The sequence below is a fragment of the Streptomyces sp. Z423-1 genome, from assembly GCF_013009255.1.
GTDB classification, from domain to species: Bacteria; Actinomycetota; Actinomycetes; order Streptomycetales; family Streptomycetaceae; genus Streptomyces; species Streptomyces gossypiisoli.
Genome location: NZ_CP053109.1, coordinates 3,958,666 through 3,976,235 on the forward strand (window position 1 = coordinate 3,958,666; position 17,570 = coordinate 3,976,235).

The following is a 17,570-nucleotide window of genomic DNA, read 5'->3' on the forward strand; positions in this document are numbered from 1 at the left end:
CGTCACACTCCGCGATACGCCCTCCATTGTGCGGGCGACCACTGACAACGGGCGCCCGGCTCCGGCCCGCAGGCGTACGTCAGCGCCCGCGCCTCGCCCCGCCCCGCGTACGTCAGCGCCCGCGCCGCCCCCGCCGCGCGTACGTCAGCGCCCGCGGCCCTTGCCCCGCTGGTCCTGCTCGTCGTCGTAGTCGTCCTCGTGCGGCCCGAGCAGCTCGTCCGCCAGCGACGGCAGATCGTCCAGCGGGGTCTCCTCGGCCCAGTCAGGCCGCTGCCGCCGCTGCGGCCTGCCGTCGGCGTCGACCTGCGGCAGCTCCCGCGTACGGTCCTCGGTCCCGTCCGGACCCGCTCCCGACCGCTCGTCCCGGAAGAACCCCGGCGGCACGCGATCCGCAGGGCCCTCACCCCGCACGGGAGGCAGCACCGCGGTCTCGTCTGCGGCACCGGGCACGACCGGCGGCAGTACGGCGGTCTCGTCGGCGGCCCCCGAGGGCTCCCCCGCCCCACCTCGGCGCTCCACCGGCGGCAGCACAGCCGTCTCGTCCCCTGCCCCCGGAGCGACCCCCGGCTGCGGCAACTCAGCAGTCACCTCGGCGTCCGACCCACCCGTATCCGGCCCCTCAGCCCCGGGCCGCACCGGCCGCAGCACGGCCGTGTCCTCCACGGGCCCGCCCGACGCGTTCGTCGGCGTCACCACCGGCGTGGGCACAGTCGCCGCGTCCGGCGGCACCGTCGGCGTCGCCGGAGCCGTCGGCTGCCGGGGCCCCGCCGCTGCGGCCGCCGCGGCCTGCTCGGCCGCCCGGCGTGCCTCCTCGGCCCGCAGCAGCGCCTCCTCGGCCTTGCGCTGCTTCTCCAGGCGCTGCGCCTCGGCCTCGGCCCGAATCCGGGCCTCCTCCTCGGCCTGCTTGCGACGCCGCTCCTCCTCGGCCTTGCGGCGGGCTTCCTCCTCGGCTCGCGCCTGTTCCTCGGCGAGGAGCCGGGCCCGCTCCTCCTCGGCGCGGCGGCGTGCCTCCTCGGCGCGCTGCCGGGCCTCCTCCGCCTGGCGTTCGGCCTCGCGCCGCTGCGCCTCCTCCAGTTCGCGCCGCTTGCGCTCCTCCTCCTCGGCGCGCAGCCGGGCGAGCTGCTCCTGGCGCTCCCGCTCCAGGCGCTCCTCCTCGGCCTTGCGGGCGGCCTCTTCCTCGGCCTTGCGGCGGGCTTCCTCCTCCGCCTTGCGGCGCGCCTCCTCCTGGGCCTTCACCTCGGCCTCGGACAGCGGCAGCAGCTGGTCGAGCCGGTGCCGGATCACGGTCGTGACGGCCTCGGACTCCTGCCCGGCGTCCACCACCAGGTACCGTCCGGCGTCGGCCGCGGCGAGCGTCAGAAAACCGGACCGCACGCGCGCGTGGAACTCGGCCGGCTCCGACTCCAACCGGTCCGGCGCCTCCGTGAACCGCTCCCGCGCGGTCTCCGGCGAGACGTCCAGCAGGACGGTGAGGTGCGGGACGAGACCGTGGGTCGCCCAGCGGTTGATGCGGGCGATCTCGGTCGGGGACAGGTCGCGGCCCGCCCCCTGGTACGCCACCGACGAGTCGATGTACCGGTCGGAGATCACGACCGCGCCCCGCTCCAGCGCGGGCCGCACCACGGTGTCCACGTGCTCGGCGCGGTCCGCCGCGTACAGCAGCGCCTCCGCGCGGTGCGAGAGCCCGGCGCTGGACACGTCCAGCAGGATCGACCGCAGCCGCTTGCCCACCGGCGTCGCCCCCGGCTCGCGGGTCAGCACGACCTCGTGGCCCTTGGCCCTGATCCACTCGGCGAGCGCCTCGGCCTGGGTGGACTTCCCGGCGCCGTCGCCGCCCTCCAGGGCGATGAAGAACCCGGACGCGGCGGGCGTCGGCTCGGGGTCGTCGCCGCCGAGCAGCGCATGGCGCACGTCCTGGCGCAGCGGCACCCCGGAGCGGTCGTCGAGCTTGGCCAGCACCAGCGCGGCCACCGGCAGCAGCAGCGCCCCGACCAGCATCAGCGTGAACGCCGCCCCGCCGTGCGCGAACACGAACTTGCCGCTCTCCAGCCGGTGCGGCCCGATCAGCGCCGCCACCAGAGGCGCGATCAGCGCGCCGAGCGCCACGAACACCCGCACCACCGCGTGCAGGTGCTCGGTCGTGCGGGCCCGCCGGAAGTCCTCGGCCTCCTGGTCGAGCAGCGTGTGCCCGGTGTTGGCGGCCACACCCGCGCCGACACCGGCCAGCGCGACGATCAGCAGCACGGTGGCGACGTCCGGGACGAGCCCGGCGGCCAGCAGCGCGACGCCGGTGAAGGCGATGGCCAGCGCCAGCAGCCGGCGCCGCGACAGCGACACCAGCACCTTCGGTGCCGTACGGATACCGACGACGACACCGCCGGTGAGCAGGCACACCAGCAGCCCGTACGTCACCGGGCCGCCGCCCAGGTCCTTGGCGTGCAGCACGGACACCGCGACGACGGCGGCCACCGCGGCGGCGACGGCCGCGCAGGCGAGCACCAGCAGCGGCATCGCGCCCGTACGGCCCTTGTCGCCGCCATCGGCCGTCCGGGGACGGCGCAGCCCCTCCAGCGGCGACCGCGCGCGCGGGGTGCGCGTGCCGGGCACCTCCAGGAAGGTCAGCACGGACAGGGACGCGGCGAACAGGCCCGCCGCGACATACGAGGCGAGGGCCGCCTGGTGCTGGTCGAACCAGTCGACCCCGGCACCCAGAAGATTGTTGAACAATCCCGCGACGACCAGCGCGGCACCCGCGAGGGGGACGGCCACAAAGCTCGTACGCAGCGAAAGGCGGCGCAGCGCGTCCATGTGGTCCGGCAACGGCCGTACCGTCGCGCCCTCCGGCGGTGGCGCGGGCAGCAGCGCGGGCGCGGCGCTCTCGCGGCACACCGTCCAGAACCGCTCGGCGACACCGGTGACGAACACGGTCACCAGCAGCACGGCGAGCGCGTCGTCCGGCGTCCAGTCGATCCACAGCGGCGCGACGATCAGCAGCGCGGCCCGCAGTCCGTCCGCACCGACCATGGTCCAGCGGCGGTCGAGCGGGCCGTCCTGCGAGGTGAGCGAGGAGAGCGGGCCGAGGAGGACGGCACCGAAGAGAAGTGTCGCGAGGATGCGCACCCCGAAGACGGTCGCCACCGCGAACGCCACGCCCCGGTACCCACCGCCGAACGACCCCTCGGCGATCGCCGCCTGGAGGACGAGGACGACCAGCACCAGGAGCGCGAGCACGTCACCGATGCCGCTGACGAGCTGCGCGCTCCACAGCCGCTTCAGCTGCGGTCGGCGCAGCAGTGCGCGCACGGCGCGCTCGCGGGAGTCCGCGACCAGGGCGTCGTCGGGGGCCGGGTGATGGGCCGTTGGCTGCTCGGCTCGGGTCATGCTTTCAGCCTATCGGGCCGCACCGACACTCCAGTGCGGCTGCCCGAACGCCCGCGCGCCCCGGCACCGATGTGATGCCGGGGCGTTGGTTTCGCGAACGTGCGGTGGAGGAAAGGCCGTTGCCGACCGAGACGGTTTGCCGACCGTGAAACGGTTTGCCGACCGAGACGGCTCCGTCCGGCCCGGCCCGGTGCGCCGGCCCTCCGGCCTCAGTCCTCCGACGTCGTCTTGGAAGCCGTCGCCTTCTTCGCGGCCGTCTTCTTCGCAGCCGTCTTCTTGGCGGTCGTCGTCTTCTTCGCCGCCGTGGTCTTCTTGGCGGCCGTCTTCGTCGCGGTCGTCGCCTTCTTCGCAGGAGCCTTCTTCGCCGGGGCCTTCTTGGCGGCGGCCTTCTTCGCCGTCTTCTTGGCCGGCCCCTTCGCACGCTTCTCGGCGAGCAGTTCGAAGCCGCGCTCCGGAGTGATCGTCTCGACGCTGTCACCGGAGCGCAGGGTCGCGTTGGTCTCCCCGTCGGTGACGTACGGGCCGAAGCGACCGTCCTTGACGACCACCGGCTTGCCGCTGACCGGGTCCTCACCCAGCTCCTTCAGCGGCGGCTTGGCGGCCGCGCGGCCACGCTGCTTGGGCTGGGCGTAGATCGCCTGTGCCTCCTCCAGCGTGATCGTGAAGATCTGGTCCTCGGACTGCAGGGACCGCGAGTCCGTCCCCTTCTTCAGGTACGGCCCGTAGCGCCCGTTCTGCGCGGTGATCTCGACACCGTCCGCGTCCGTACCGACGACACGCGGCAGCGACATCAGCTTGAGGGCGTCCTCCAGCGTCACCGTGTCCAGCGCCATCGACTTGAACAGTGAAGCCGTACGCGGCTTCACGGCGTTCTTGCCGGTCTTCGGCGTGCCCTCGGGCAGCACCTCGGTGACATACGGGCCGTAGCGGCCGTCCTTGGCGACGATCGTGTGGCCGGTCGTCGGGTCCGTGCCCAGTTCGAAGTCGCCGCTCGGCTTGGCGAGCAGCTCCTCGGCGAGCTCGACGGTCAGCTCGTCCGGTGCCAGATCGGAGGGGATGTCGGCCCGCTGGTGCTGCTCGGTGTCCTTCTCGCCGCGCTCGATGTACGGGCCGTAGCGGCCGACGCGGAGCACGATGTCGTTGCCCACCGGGAACGACGACACCTCCCGCGCGTCGATCGCGCCCAGGTCGGTCACCAGCTCCTTGAGGCCGCCGAGGTGGTCCCCGTCGCCGTTGCCGGCGTCCGCCGCACCGCCCTCGCCTGTGCCCTCACCGAAGTAGAACCGCTTCAGCCACGGCACGGCCTGCGCCTCACCGCGCGCGATGCGGTCGAGGTCGTCCTCCATCTTGGCAGTGAAGTCGTAGTCGACGAGCCGCCCGAAGTGCTTCTCCAGGAGGTTGACCACGGCGAAGCTCAGGAAGGACGGGACGAGTGCCGTGCCCTTCTTGAAGACATAGCCGCGGTCGAGGATCGTGCCGATGATCGACGCGTACGTCGACGGGCGGCCGATCTCGCGTTCTTCGAGCTCCTTGACCAGCGATGCCTCGGTGTAGCGGGCGGGCGGCTTGGTGGCGTGCCCGTCGACGGTGATCTCCTCGGCGGTCAGCGGGTCGCCCTCGCTGACCTGCGGCAGCCGGCGCTCGCGGTCGTCCAGCTCGGCGTTCGGGTCGTCGGCGCCCTCGACGTACGCCTTCAGGAAGCCGTGGAACGTGATCGTCTTGCCGGACGCGCTGAACTCGACATCCCGCCCGTCGGCCGCGGTGCCGCCGATCTTCACGGTCACGCTGTTGCCGGTCGCGTCCTTCATCTGGGAGGCGACCGTCCGCTTCCAGATCAGCTCGTAGAGCCTGAACTGGTCGCCGGTCAGACCCGTCTCGGCGGGCGTGCGGAAACGATCACCCGAGGGGCGGATCGCCTCGTGCGCCTCCTGCGCGTTCTTGACCTTCCCGGCGTACGTCCGCGGCTGCGCCGGCAGGTAGTCGGCGCCGTACAGCTGCGTGACCTGGGCTCGGGCGGCGGCGACCGCCGTGTCGCTCAGGGTCGTGGAGTCCGTACGCATGTACGTGATGTAGCCGTTCTCGTACAGCTTCTGCGCGATCTGCATGGTCGCCTTCGCGCCGAAGCCGAGCTTGCGGCTGGCCTCCTGCTGCAGCGTCGTCGTACGGAACGGGGCGTACGGCGAGCGGCGGTACGGCTTGGACTCGACCGACCGGACGGAGAACCGGGTGTCCTCCAGGGCGGCGGCGAGGGCGCGGGCGTTCGCCTCGTCGAGGTGGAGGGTGTTCGCGCTCTTGAGTTGTCCCAGGGAGTCGAAGTCGCGGCCCTGCGCGACCCGCCTGCCGTCGACGGTCTGCAGGCGGGCGACCAGCGACGACGGGTCCGACGGATCCCCCGCGCGGCCGGTCGCGAAGGTGCCCGTCAGGTCCCAGTACTCAGCAGAACGAAACGCGATGCGCTCGCGTTCCCGCTCGACCACGAGTCGGGTGGCGACGGACTGGACGCGGCCCGCCGACAGCCGCGGCATGACCTTCTTCCACAGCACCGGCGAGACCTCGTAGCCGTAGAGGCGGTCGAGGATGCGGCGGGTCTCCTGGGCGTCGACGAGCTTCTGGTTGAGCTGGCGCGGGTTGGCCACGGCGGCCTGGATCGCGGCCTTGGTGATCTCGTGGAAGACCATCCGCTTGACCGGGACCTTGGGCTTGAGGACCTCCTGGAGGTGCCAGGCGATGGCCTCGCCCTCCCGGTCCTCGTCAGTGGCGAGGTAGAGCTCGTCGGAGTCCTTCAGCAGGTCCTTGAGCTTCTTGACCTGGGCCTTCTTGTCGGCGTTGACCACATAGATCGGCTGGAAGTCGTGTTCGACGTCCACACCGAGTCGGCGGACCTCGCCGGTGTACTTCTCGGGCACCTCCGCGGCGCCGTTGGGAAGGTCGCGGATGTGCCCGACGCTCGCTTCGACGACGTAGCCGGGGCCGAGGTAGCCCTTGATCGTCTTCGCCTTGGCAGGCGACTCGACGATGACGAGTCGGCGGCCGCCCTGTGCGGTCTCGCTGGTCGGGGACAACTTCGCTCTTCTCTCCGGTCGACGCTGGGGCCTCCCCAGGCCTTGCTCCCGGGGTCAGGGCACCTTTCATGGCTCACTCGCTGGTGACGCTGCGGAGTGTGACGGTACATCCCGCCCCCGTGTCAAACGGGAAAAGCCCGCAACGGCCACTCGAACGGTAACCCGACTACCGCCATTCCTGCCGCCCGGCATGTCCACCGATCCGATCGGGTCTATCCGGAGCGTGTCCCACCGATTACCCCAGGTGGAACGCGTCCTCGGTTGTCAGACCTGGGTGAAGCACCACGCTCCGAGGGTCAGCGCGATCACTGCGACGATGCTCGCGAGGGTCGCCGATGCGACGGGGCTCACACCGAGGGCGACGGGTTCGCGGCGGCGCACCCGGGTCGCCGTCCACACCAGCAGGCCGCCTCCGAACAGGGCGAACACCACTCCCACGAAGATCGCCGGTCCGCTCTCCATGACTCCCCGTGTCCCTTTTTCCGTCGGCGAGTGTCCACTCCACGGGAGGTTGACACGCGCGGGCTGCATCGAGGCGAACTTGACGTGAACGCGAGGGCGACGGGGCGGTGCGTCTACTTTCAGCCAAGGGCCGGATCCGTCGCGCCGGGATTTTCGAAAATTTCTTCAGCGGCCCGCCTGAGCCGCCCTTGGACCATGATTCGGCCCCCTCGGCCCCACCCGGCGCCGGGCTCCCCATCGCCGTCTCGTCGTCAGTCCGGCTCACCCTGTACACGACGTCGCCGATGAGAGGAGGGCGACTTTCCGGACCGGAGCCGTACGGTCCCTGCGGCGCGGGCGGCGACCAGACGCCGCACGTCGGGCTCCGCGCCCCGGGGCAGCCCCACCCCGGGGCGCAGCTACACGGAGCGCAGCCGCACGTGGGCGCAGCCGCACAGGGGCGCAACCCACACAGGGGCGTAGCCGCACCACCGGGCATGACCACGCCGCCCGGGCCACCGTTCCCAGGTGCGGCCGATCCCCCGCCGCCAGGCCCACCGGGGCTCCCGCACCGCCGCCGCCAGAAGGCACCCACCGGGGTCTGCGGGCGTTTGAGGAGCCCCAGGCGTACGCAGCGCCCCCTGGCGTAAGCGGCACCCCGACCCCGACCCCCCCAGGCGCCCCCGCGGACGGACCGAAGCCCACGGCCCCACCACCCGGCTCGCCCGGCTCCCCGCGCCACCCGCTCCAGCCCGCGCGCCACCACTCCCGGCGCAGACCTGCACAGGAGGTCTTTCACCAGCAACCGCTTCAGCGCCGACGCCGGCTCCCCGCCCGCACCGGCAGCGTCCGCTCCTCGCCGAGCAGGGCCGCCAGGGTGGCGTACTCGCGCAGCACGCGCGCGTGCGGTTCGCCGGAAGCGCCGGGCGCCAGAAGGATGTTGGCCGGTTTCACATCCCTGTGGAGGATGCCGATCCGGTCCCCGGCGGTGAGTGCGGCAAGGTCGACGCGGGCCACCTGCGCGGGCAGCACCCCGGCGCCGGACCTCCGAACAAGCTTCCCGAACCCAGCGCACGCCCCCACACAAGCCTCCCGACCCCGGCGCACGCCCCCCGCGCAAGCACCTCACCCCCCGCGCACTCTCACCCCCACACGCCCCGCTCACCTCACCTCACCCCACCGGCTCCAAGAACCCCTGCTCCACCAGCAACCGAATCTGCGCCGGCGTCCGATCCCGCAGCAACACCGGATCCTCACCCACCAGTTGGGCGATGGCGTCCAGGATCCGCCCCGCCGTCAGCGACCCGTCGCACACCCCTGCGAACCCCGCGCCCACCGTGTCCACCTTGGTGGCCCGTCGCATGCCCCGGTTCTGCCGCAGTACGACATGCTCCGGATCCTCCGCCCCGGGCAGCCCGACCTGCTCCTGCACCACCTCGGCGGCCAGCCGGAAGCGCTCCTCCAGCAGGGCCGCGTCGTCCCGCGACCGCAGATAGTCCAGCCGTTCGAAGTGCGCCCGGACCGTGTCACCGAGCGGTTGTTCGACCGGATGCGGCCACTCCTCCACGGTGATCGAGGGCACCGCGGCCCCCCGCTTGCGCAGGGTGATCCACCCGAACCCGACCGCCCGCACCTTGCGCGCCTCGAACTCGTCCAGCCAGGCGTCGTACCGCGCCTGGTACTCGGCCACGTCACCCCGGTGGTCGCCCGCGTCGCGCAGCCACAGCTCGGCGTACTGCGTGACGTCCTGCACCTCGCGCTGCACGATCCACGCGTCGCACCCGTGCGGCACCCACGACTGCAGCCGCTCCTGCCAGTCCTCCCCCTCCACGTGCTCCCAGTTGGCGAGGAACTGCGCGAACCCGCCCTCGTTCAGCCGCTCCCCCGCCCTTTGAACGAGCGTGCGGCACAAATCGTCCCCGCCCATGCCGCCGTCGCGGTACGTCAGCCGGGCGCCGGGAGAGATCACGAAGGGCGGGTTCGACACGATCAGATCGAACTTCTCGTCGTCCGAGAGCGGCTCGAAGAGCGAGCCCTCGCGCAGGTCCGCGTCCGGCGCGCCGGACAGCGCGAGGGTGAGCGCGGCGATGTGCAACGCGCGCGAGTTGACATCGGTCGCCGTCACGCGCGTGGCGTGCTGTGCGGCGTGCAGTGCCTGGATGCCGGACCCGGTGCCCAGGTCGAGGGCCGAGGAGACGGGCGTACGGACCGTGATGCCGGCGAGGGTCGTCGACGCGCCGCCGACGCCCAGGACGACGGCCTCGTCCCGGCGCCCGATGCCCCCGGCGCCGCCGACCGCGCAGCCGAGGTCGGACACGATGAACCAGTCCTCGCCGTCGAGTCCGCCGTACGGCCGTACGTCAACGGTGGCCGCGACCTCGTCGCCGCCGACACGCGTCAGCCACCCGCTCTCCAGGCACCCGGCGACGGGCAGAACGCCCTCTACGCGCGCGTGCGGCACGGGCTGCTGCAACAGGAACAGCCGTACGAGCATCTCCAGCGGCGTGTCGCCGCGCGTCGCCCGGAGCGCCGGAACGGTCTCGCTGCGGGCCAGCGCCGCGTACGCGGGGGCGCCGAGCAGTTCGAGCAGTCCGTCGGCGGTGAAGGCGGCCCCCAGGAGGGCGTCCCGCAGCCGCGCGGCGACATCGGGACGGTCGGTGGCGGGCAGGGCGGAGAGGCTGGCGTTGCTCACGTCCCCATTGTGACCGCGCGGCCCGGTCGTCGCGAACGTCAGCCCTGGGTGGCCGACGGCGTGGACGTCGCGCTCTTGCAGGTCTCCTGCCGGGCCATCGCCTGGCCGACCTCGCCCTCCTCCAGGGCGGTCAGCGCGTCGCTGCCGCTCTGGCTGAGCTTGTCCAGCTCGGTGGCGATGTCCTTGAGGCCGTCCGCGAACTTCGCCTGGTCCTTGGTGTCGAGGTCGTCGACCTGCTTCTTCAGGGAGGCGTAGGAGGAGGCGATGCCGTTGAGCTCCTTGACCGCATCCTGCTGCTTCTTCTCGCCGTTCTCGACGTCGGGCGCGCCGGCCTTGTCCACGGCGGCGCCGATCGCCTTGTAGGCGTCGGACATGTCCTGGAAGGCCTGCGCATCGGTCGTCTGGACCTCTTCCGGCGTGCTGCTGTCCGAGGTCTCCTTCTGGATCGCGGAATTGGCCGCCGCGATCTTCTTGGCCTGCGGTTGTACGGCGTCGCAGACCTGCTTGGCCCAGGCATCCAGCTTCTCGTTGCTGTCGTCGCCGCTGCATCCCGACAGCGCCAGTACCAGTACCGCACCGCCGGACAGTGCGACCGCGAGCTTCTTGTTCACCGGATTGGTCCCTTCCATGGCTCTCGGCCCCGGAACATACACGCCAAGCGGACGACAAACGTATGACTAACGTCCGGTATTCACCGCATTGCAGCCATTTGCACCAGGGGAGAGAAGCCTCACGGCACAAGCGTGAACACAACGGAGCGGGCGGGCGGCGCGCCAATGCGCGCCCCCCGCCCGCCCCTTGGGCCGAGCCGGGTGCGACGAGCTACGAAACCACCGCCGTATCGGCCGACTTGGAACTCGGCTCGGCTTCGTCGTCGCCCACGGCGATGCCGCGCCGCTTGGAGACGTACACCGCCCCGACGATCACGACCAGGGCGAGTACGGCGATCAGGATCCGTATACCGAGATTCGCGTCGTCGCCGTAGCTGAACTTGATCACGGCGGGCGCGATGAGCAGCGAGACCAGGTTCATCACCTTCAGCAGCGGGTTGATCGCTGGTCCTGCGGTGTCCTTGAAGGGGTCGCCGACCGTGTCGCCGATCACCGTCGCGGCGTGCGCCTCGCTGCCCTTGCCGCCGTGGTGACCGTCCTCGACGAGCTTCTTGGCGTTGTCCCAGGCGCCGCCGGAGTTGGCGAGGAACACCGCCATCAGGGTGCCGGCCCCGATCGCGCCCGCCAGATACGCGCCGAGCGCGCCGACGCCGAGCGTGAATCCGATGAAGATCGGCGCCATGACCGCGAGCAGACCCGGTGTGGCCAGCTCCCGGAGCGCGTCCCTCGTACAGATGTCGACGACTTTTCCGTACTCCGGTTTCTCGGTGTAGTCCATGATCCCGGGCCGCTCGCGGAACTGCCGCCGCACCTCGAACACCACCGAACCCGCAGACCGGGAGACCGCGTTGATCGCCAGTCCGGAGAAGAGGAAGACGACCGCCGCGCCCGCGATGAGGCCGACGAGGTTGTTGGGCTGCGAGATGTCCATCGCCAACGTCAGCGGCGCGCCCTCGCCGGTGAGCCGCTCGCCCACGTCGCGTGCGCCGGTGGTGATCGCGTCACGGTACGACCCGAAGAGCGCCGACGCCGCGAGCACGGCCGTGGCGATGGCGATGCCCTTGGTGATGGCCTTGGTGGTGTTGCCGACGGCGTCCAGGTTGGTGAGCACCTGCGCGCCCGCGCCCTGGACGTCGCCGGACATCTCGGCGATGCCCTGCGCGTTGTCGGAGACCGGCCCGAAGGTGTCCATGGCGACGATCACACCGACCGTGGTGAGCAGACCGGTGCCGGCCAGCGCGACCGCGAACAGCGCCAGCATGATCGACGTACCGCCGAGCAGAAAGGCCCCGTAGACGCCGAGGCCGATCAACAGAGCGGTGTAGACGGCCGATTCGAGACCGACGGAGATACCGGCGAGGACGACGGTGGCCGGGCCGGTGAGCGAGGTCTTGCCGATGTCCTTCACCGGGCGCCGGTTGGTCTCGGTGAAGTAGCCGGTGAGCTGCTGGATCACGGCGGCGAGGAGGATGCCGATGGCGACCGCGACGAGCGCGAGGATCCGCGGGTCGCCGTCCTTGCCCTGGATCGTGGCATCGGTGACGCCGTCGAGCTCGGCGTACGACGACGGCAGGTAGGTGAAGGCGGCGATCGCCACCAGGACCAGCGAGATCACCGCGGAGATGAAGAAGCCGCGGTTGATCGCGCTCATCCCGCTGCGGTCGGCGCGCCGCGGGGCCACGGCGAAGATGCCGATCATCGCGGTGATCACGCCGATCGCGGGGACCAGCAGCGGGAAAGCCAGCCCGAAGTTGCCGAAGGCCGCGGTGCCCAGGATCAGCGCGGCGACCAGGGTCACGGCGTAGGACTCGAACAGGTCGGCCGCCATGCCCGCGCAGTCGCCGACGTTGTCGCCCACGTTGTCGGCGATGGTCGCGGCATTGCGCGGATCGTCCTCCGGGATGCCCTGCTCGACCTTGCCGACCAGGTCGGCGCCGACGTCGGCGGCCTTGGTGAAGATGCCGCCGCCCACCCTCATGAACATCGCGATGAGTGCCGCCCCGAGGCCGAAGCCCTCCAGCACCTTCGGCGCGTCGGCCGTGTAGACCAGCACCACACAGGAGGCACCCAGCAGACCGAGCCCCACCGTGAACATGCCGACGACGCCGCCCGTGCGGAAAGCGATCTTCATGGCTTTGTGCGAGACGAGAGTGAGATCCTTTTCCGGCTCACCCTCGGCAGGAGTCGCTTCCCGGGCGGCCGCGGCAACCCGCACATTGCTGCGGACCGCGAGCCACATGCCGATATAGCCGGTGGCCGCCGAGAACGCCGCGCCGATCAAGAAGAACACCGAGCGCCCGGCGCGCTGATTCCAGTCGTCCGCGGGCAGCAGCATGAGCAGGAAGAACACGACGACGGCGAATACGCCGAGCGTGCGCAACTGCCGGGCCAGATAGGCGTTCGCGCCTTCCTGGACGGCCGCCGCGATCTTCTTCATGCTGTCGGTGCCCTCGCCCGCCGCGAGCACCTGGCGCAGCAGCACGCCGGCGACCACGAGCGCAGCCAGAGCGACGGCCGCAATGACCATCACCATGACGCGGTTGTCGTCGGTCAGCACTGCGGCTGCGAAGGTTGTGGAGTGGTCCAGATGGTCCAACCGATGAGGGGTAGAAAGCCCCGCCATTCGTCCTCCTTGACGCTTGGGCTGAGCTCAAGATGTGGACGGATTGTAGGGAGCCGGTCCTGATCAAAACAGAGCGCGGCAAACGGAATTCGTCGTCCCATGCATCATCTGCTTCACCGCAAATGATCGCAGGAAGCCACCGAACCCGAAAGCGGTAATGCCCCAGAGGTGTGGACACATGATCGAATTACCGGGGCCGCTGACCGGCCAATTGATCCAGCGCTGATCGTGAATTCCTTCACGAATTCCGGCCCGCAGCAGGCGCAAAACAGCGAGGGCCCTGCTCAGCAGGGCCCTCGCAGCGATTACTCCAGTGGAGTGACGACGATCAGGAAAGCGATCAGGGGAGCACCGCGGTCGGCGGCGGCGTGGTCGGCCAGGTCATACGGATCAGCCCGCCGTGCTCCCCGGCGGTGACCTCGACGTCGTCGACCAGACCGCTGATGACCGCGAGGCCCATCTCGTCCTCCTCGGCCTCCGCGTCGGGGTCCTCGGCGGCCTCACCGGCCGTCCGGACCCCGGTCGGGGCGTGCGGCGCCTCGTCGCCGACCTCGATGGAGAACTGTTTCTCCTCCTCGATCAGCGCCACCTTCACCGGCGCCGTGATCCCACCGATCTGATGCAGTCCCACGGCACGGGAGCAGGCCTCGCCGACGGCGAGCCGGACCTCGTCGAGGACGGCCTCGTCCACCCCGGCCCTGCGTGCCACCGCGGCCGCCACCAGTCGGGCGGTCCTGACGTGCTCGGGCAGCGCGCTGAAGCGGAGTTCGACGGTGGCCATGCATCCCCCTCGGAGCTACGGGCGTGCTCGGGGGCCGGACCTCCGCGTCTTCCGAAAGTCCGGGCCCCCTCTTCGAATCTTCCGTCCGGGCCCACGGCCCGGGCCGGTCATCAGTCGGTGGCCGCCACCGCTTCCTCGACCGAGGTGTGAATGGGGAACACCTTGGTGAGGCCGGTGATGCGGAAGATCTTCAGAATGCGCTCCTGGTTGCACACCAGGCGCAGCGAGCCCTCATGGGCACGCACCCGCTTCAGGCCGCCGACCAGCACGCCGAGCCCGGTGGAGTCGAGGAAGTCCACGCCCTCCATGTCGACGACGAGGTGGAAACTGCCGTCGTTCACCAGCTCGACCAGCTGCTCGCGCAGCTTGGGCGCGGTATATACGTCGATTTCGCCACCGACCCTGACGATCGTGCGATCGCCGATGGTCTCGGTCGACAGGGACAGGTCCACGGATCCTCCAGCACCTTGCTATCGAGCGGTCGTCCTTGGGACATCTCGGCAGATCCCCCTGGACGGTTCGCCAGCCGCGATGGCATTCAATCACTTACCGGCAGGCGTGCACGACGCCTTGGACCCATTGTCCGTCACGCCAGTGACAGACTCGGTGCCGATGGCCAAGAATCACCGATCCGATCGATCCCCGACGGACACCGCATCCCGCCCCGCGCCGGGCACGGTGCTGGACCGGCTCGCCTCGGGACCGAACAGGGCTTCGCGCATCACTCATACGGAGCACTTGCCCCCGCGCGCGGGTCGGCATGCAGTCTGGCCGCACCGGATCCGATCCGAGGTGATCGCCGCGGTGCGGGCCGCGGGCATCGAACACCCCTGGACCCATCAGGCGCGGGCCGCCGAACACGCCCTGGACGGCCAGTCGGTGGTCGTCGCCACCGGTACGGCGTCCGGCAAGTCCCTGGCGTACCTGGTCCCGGTCTTCTCCACGCTCCTGGACGGCGCCGAAGCCCCGAACGGCCGCGGCGCCACCGCCCTCTACCTGGCCCCCACCAAAGCCCTCGCGGCGGACCAGTGCCGAGCCGTGAAAGACCTTTCACGTCCTCTGGGCCAGGCGGTACGGCCGGCCGTGTACGACGGCGACACTCCGTTCGAGGAACGCGAGTGGATCCGCCAGTACGCCACGTACGTCCTGACCAACCCCGACATGCTGCACCGGGGCATATTGCCGTCCCACCCCCGCTGGGCCTCCTTCCTGAAGGCGCTGAAGTACGTCGTCATCGACGAGTGCCACACCTACCGCGGCGTCTTCGGCTCGCACGTCGCCCAGGTGCTGCGCCGCCTGCGCCGCCTGTGCGCCCGCTACGGCTCCTCCCCGGTCTTCCTGCTGGCCTCCGCGACCGCTGCCGAGCCGGCCGTGGCCGCCCGCCGCCTCACCGGCCTCCCGGTCGTGGAGGTCGCCGACGACGCCTCCCCGCGCGGGGAGCTGGTCTTCGCCCTCTGGGAGCCCCCGCTCACCGAGCTGCACGGCGAGCGGGGCGCCCCCGTCCGCCGTACCGCCACCGCCGAGACCGCCGACCTGCTCACCGACCTCACCCTCCAGGGCGTGCGTACGGTCGCCTTCGTGCGCTCCCGGCGCGGCGCCGAGCTGATCTCCGTGATCGCGCAGGAGCGGCTTGCGGAGATCGACCGCTCCCTGTCCCGGCGTGTCGCGGCCTACCGGGGCGGCTACCTCCCCGAGGAGCGCCGCGCCCTGGAACGCGCCCTCCACTCCGGCGAGCTCCTCGCCCTGGCCGCCACCACCGCCCTGGAGCTGGGCGTCGACGTCTCCGGCCTGGACGCGGTCGTGATCTCCGGATACCCGGGCACGCGCGCGTCCCTGTGGCAGCAGGCGGGCCGGGCCGGCCGCTCCGGGCAGGGCGCACTGGCCGTCCTGGTGGCCCGCGACGACCCGCTGGACACCTTCCTGGTGCACCATCCCGAGGCCCTGTTCGACCAACCGGTGGAATCGACGGTCCTCGACCCCGACAATCCGTACGTCCTCGCGCCCCACCTGTGCGCGGCGGCCGAGGAGCTTCCGCTGGTCGAGGACGACCTGGAGCTGTTCGGCCCGGCCTGCGCGGAACTGCTGCCACAGCTGGAGGCCGCGAAGCTGCTGCGCCGCCGTACGAAGGCCTGGCACTGGACGCGCCGGGAGCGGGCCGCCGACCTGGCCGACATCCGGGGCGCGGGCGGCAGGCCGGTCCAGATCGTCGAGGCGGGCACCGGCCGTCTGCTGGGCACGGTCGACGCGGGCGCCGCGCACACGAGCGTCCACGAGGGCGCGGTCCACCTCCACCAGGGCCGCACCTACCTCGTGCGCTCCCTCGACCTGGACGACGCGGTCGCCCTGGTCGAGGAGGCGAGCCCGCCGTACTCCACGGTCGCCCGCGACACGACGACGATCTCCGTCCTGGACACGGACGTCGAAGTGCCCTGGGGCCGGGGCCGCCTCTGCTACGGCTCCGTCGAGGTCACCAACCAGGTCGTCTCCTTCCTGCGCCGCCGCCTCATCACCGGCGAGGTGATGGGTGAGACCAAACTCGACCTCCCTCCTCGAACGCTCCGCACGCGCGCGGTGTGGTGGACGGTGACCGAGGACCAACTGGACGAGGCCCGCATCAGCCCGGAGATCCTCGGCGGCGCCCTGCACGCCGCCGAGCACGCGTCGATCGGCATGCTGCCCCTCTTCGCGACCTGCGACCGCTGGGACATCGGCGGCGTGTCGATCCCGCTGCACCCCGACACCCTGCTCCCGACGGTCTTCGTCTACGACGGCCACCCCGGCGGCGCGGGCTTCGCGGAACGCGCCTTCCACACCGCCCGGGCCTGGCTCACCGCCACCCGCGAGGCCATCGCCTCCTGCGAGTGCGACAGCGGCTGCCCGTCCTGCATCCAGTCCCCCAAGTGCGGCAACGGCAACGATCCGCTGCACAAACGGGGGGCTGTGCGGCTCCTCACGGTGCTGTTGCGGGAGGCGCCGGAGGAGAAGCCGACGGGGCCGGAGGGGCCGCGGGAGGAACCGGCGTCAACGGAACCGAAGGGCCCGCGGCAGGAACCGGCGCCACCGCCTCCGCAGGGCCCGCCCGTGCCCTGACCTCCACCGTGAACGGCCCGGATCTCGACGCCGCTGTGACGTCCGAGGTCTCGCCCACCATCGCGCACCGCACCAGCCGCGTGTCCTGGGCCCGTGCCACCCGTTCCGCCCGGGCGCAGGCCGCCTCGGACCCCTCGGCCCAGTGATCCGCCGCCGCGAGGGCCGCGAGGTCCGCGGCGCCGGCTGCGCGGTGCCGGGTCACGGCGGCCTGCCCCAGGACGAGCAGGACGCCGAACACGGCACACAGGACGGCGATCACACCGACGCTCCAGACGGTGGCGGACCCCCGGTCCCGGTCCCGGTCACCGCCCCTCATCCGCCCACCCCCACTGACTCCTCAGCGACCGCGACGGCCTCCTCCCGCAGCTCGTACGACAGCCGCCCCAACCCCGGCGCCTTGGCCACGACCACAACCCGGACCCGGTCGCCCTCCCGGCTGATGGTGACCTTCGCCCCGCGTGGGGCCACCTCGCGGGTCAGCTCGGCGACCGCGTCGTGCGGGTCCTGCCGGGCCGCCGCGCGGGCGCCCGTCCGGGCCGCGTCCACGCACTGGATCTGCGCGGCCGCCACGAGCAGCCCCCAGACCAGCCCCATCGCGAACATCACCAGCACGGGCAGCACCAACGCCGTCTCCGCCGTCACGAACCCCTCATCCGAGCCCCGCCCTCGCCACTTACATCCGCGCATTGAGGGCCTCCTTGACGATGCTCTGCAGCTCCGCGCTGACCTGCCCGCTCGTCACGACCTTGTAGAGCAGCACCGCGAAGGCCGCCGCCGCGACGATCCCCACCGCGTACTCGGAGGTGACCATCCCGGCCTCCTTCCGCATACCGCGCATCCGCCACACCAGAGCACGCGCGCGTGCCCGTACCGCCTTGCACATCTCAAC

At 71.5% G+C, this 17,570-nt stretch carries 12 protein-coding genes and 1 pseudogene; 1 reads left to right on the plus strand and 12 read right to left on the minus strand.

The annotated features are described in order from the left end of the window. Positions 1-144: 144 nt before the first annotated feature. From tmk to bldG, 9 genes are all read right to left on the minus strand, one after another. Positions 145-3,381, minus strand: coding sequence for a dTMP kinase (tmk, locus tag HJD23_RS17710; protein ID WP_171109669.1), 3,237 nt, complete (start codon positions 3,379-3,381; stop codon positions 145-147). A 209-nt stretch (positions 3,382-3,590) separates the two neighbouring features. Next, complete coding sequence (gene topA / locus HJD23_RS17715; RefSeq protein ID WP_171109668.1) at positions 3,591-6,443, minus strand: type I DNA topoisomerase; 2,853 nt, start codon at positions 6,441-6,443, stop codon at positions 3,591-3,593. A 264-nt stretch (positions 6,444-6,707) separates the two neighbouring features. Beyond that, on the minus strand, positions 6,708-6,905 hold the full coding sequence (locus tag HJD23_RS17720; RefSeq protein WP_171109667.1) for a hypothetical protein: 198 nt from the start codon (positions 6,903-6,905) through the stop codon (positions 6,708-6,710). Positions 6,906-7,694: 789 nt separating this feature from the next. Continuing rightward, entirely contained in the window at positions 7,695-7,916 is a 222-nt protein-coding gene (locus HJD23_RS17725; RefSeq protein ID WP_171134040.1) for a hypothetical protein, read from the minus strand. Positions 7,917-8,055: 139 nt separating this feature from the next. Further along, complete coding sequence (locus HJD23_RS17730; protein ID WP_171109666.1) at positions 8,056-9,576, minus strand: class I SAM-dependent methyltransferase; 1,521 nt, start codon at positions 9,574-9,576, stop codon at positions 8,056-8,058. A 38-nt stretch (positions 9,577-9,614) separates the two neighbouring features. Continuing rightward, positions 9,615-10,205: a small secreted protein gene (locus tag HJD23_RS17735; protein WP_171109665.1), complete on the minus strand. Its 591-nt coding sequence runs from the start codon at positions 10,203-10,205 to the stop codon at positions 9,615-9,617. A gap of 193 nt (positions 10,206-10,398) precedes the next feature. Next, a complete protein-coding gene (locus tag HJD23_RS17740; RefSeq protein ID WP_171109664.1) occupies positions 10,399-12,810 on the minus strand; it encodes a sodium-translocating pyrophosphatase in 2,412 nt (803 codons plus the stop codon). A gap of 340 nt (positions 12,811-13,150) precedes the next feature. After that, positions 13,151-13,591, minus strand: a complete 441-nt coding sequence (locus HJD23_RS17745) for an ATP-binding protein (protein ID WP_171109663.1) — start codon at positions 13,589-13,591, stop codon at positions 13,151-13,153. Positions 13,592-13,701: 110 nt separating this feature from the next. Next, a complete protein-coding gene (bldG, locus tag HJD23_RS17750) occupies positions 13,702-14,043 on the minus strand; it encodes an anti-sigma factor antagonist BldG (protein ID WP_024885807.1) in 342 nt (113 codons plus the stop codon). Between the two features lie 79 nt (positions 14,044-14,122). On the opposite strand from bldG, the gene HJD23_RS17755 reads away from it, so the two are divergent. Further along, complete coding sequence (locus HJD23_RS17755; protein WP_171109662.1) at positions 14,123-16,681, plus strand: DEAD/DEAH box helicase; 2,559 nt, start codon at positions 14,123-14,125, stop codon at positions 16,679-16,681. On the opposite strand, the pseudogene HJD23_RS17760 reads toward HJD23_RS17755, so the two are convergent. From HJD23_RS17760 to HJD23_RS17770, 3 genes and pseudogenes are all read right to left on the minus strand, one after another. Then, positions 16,659-16,997, minus strand: a pseudogene (locus tag HJD23_RS17760) (Rv3654c family TadE-like protein); the annotation flags it as partial. The gene HJD23_RS17755 and the pseudogene HJD23_RS17760 sit on opposite strands and share 23 nt — an antisense overlap. Then, positions 16,994-17,368, minus strand: coding sequence for a TadE family type IV pilus minor pilin (locus HJD23_RS17765; RefSeq protein ID WP_171109661.1), 375 nt, complete (start codon positions 17,366-17,368; stop codon positions 16,994-16,996). The pseudogene HJD23_RS17760 and the gene HJD23_RS17765, both read right to left, overlap by 4 nt. After that, positions 17,355-17,564 carry a DUF4244 domain-containing protein gene (locus HJD23_RS17770; protein ID WP_171109660.1) on the minus strand — a complete coding sequence of 70 codons (210 nt, stop codon included), beginning with the start codon at positions 17,562-17,564 and terminating at the stop codon, positions 17,355-17,357. Before HJD23_RS17770 ends, HJD23_RS17765 begins: the two co-directional genes overlap by 14 nt. Positions 17,565-17,570: the final 6 nt, after the last annotated feature.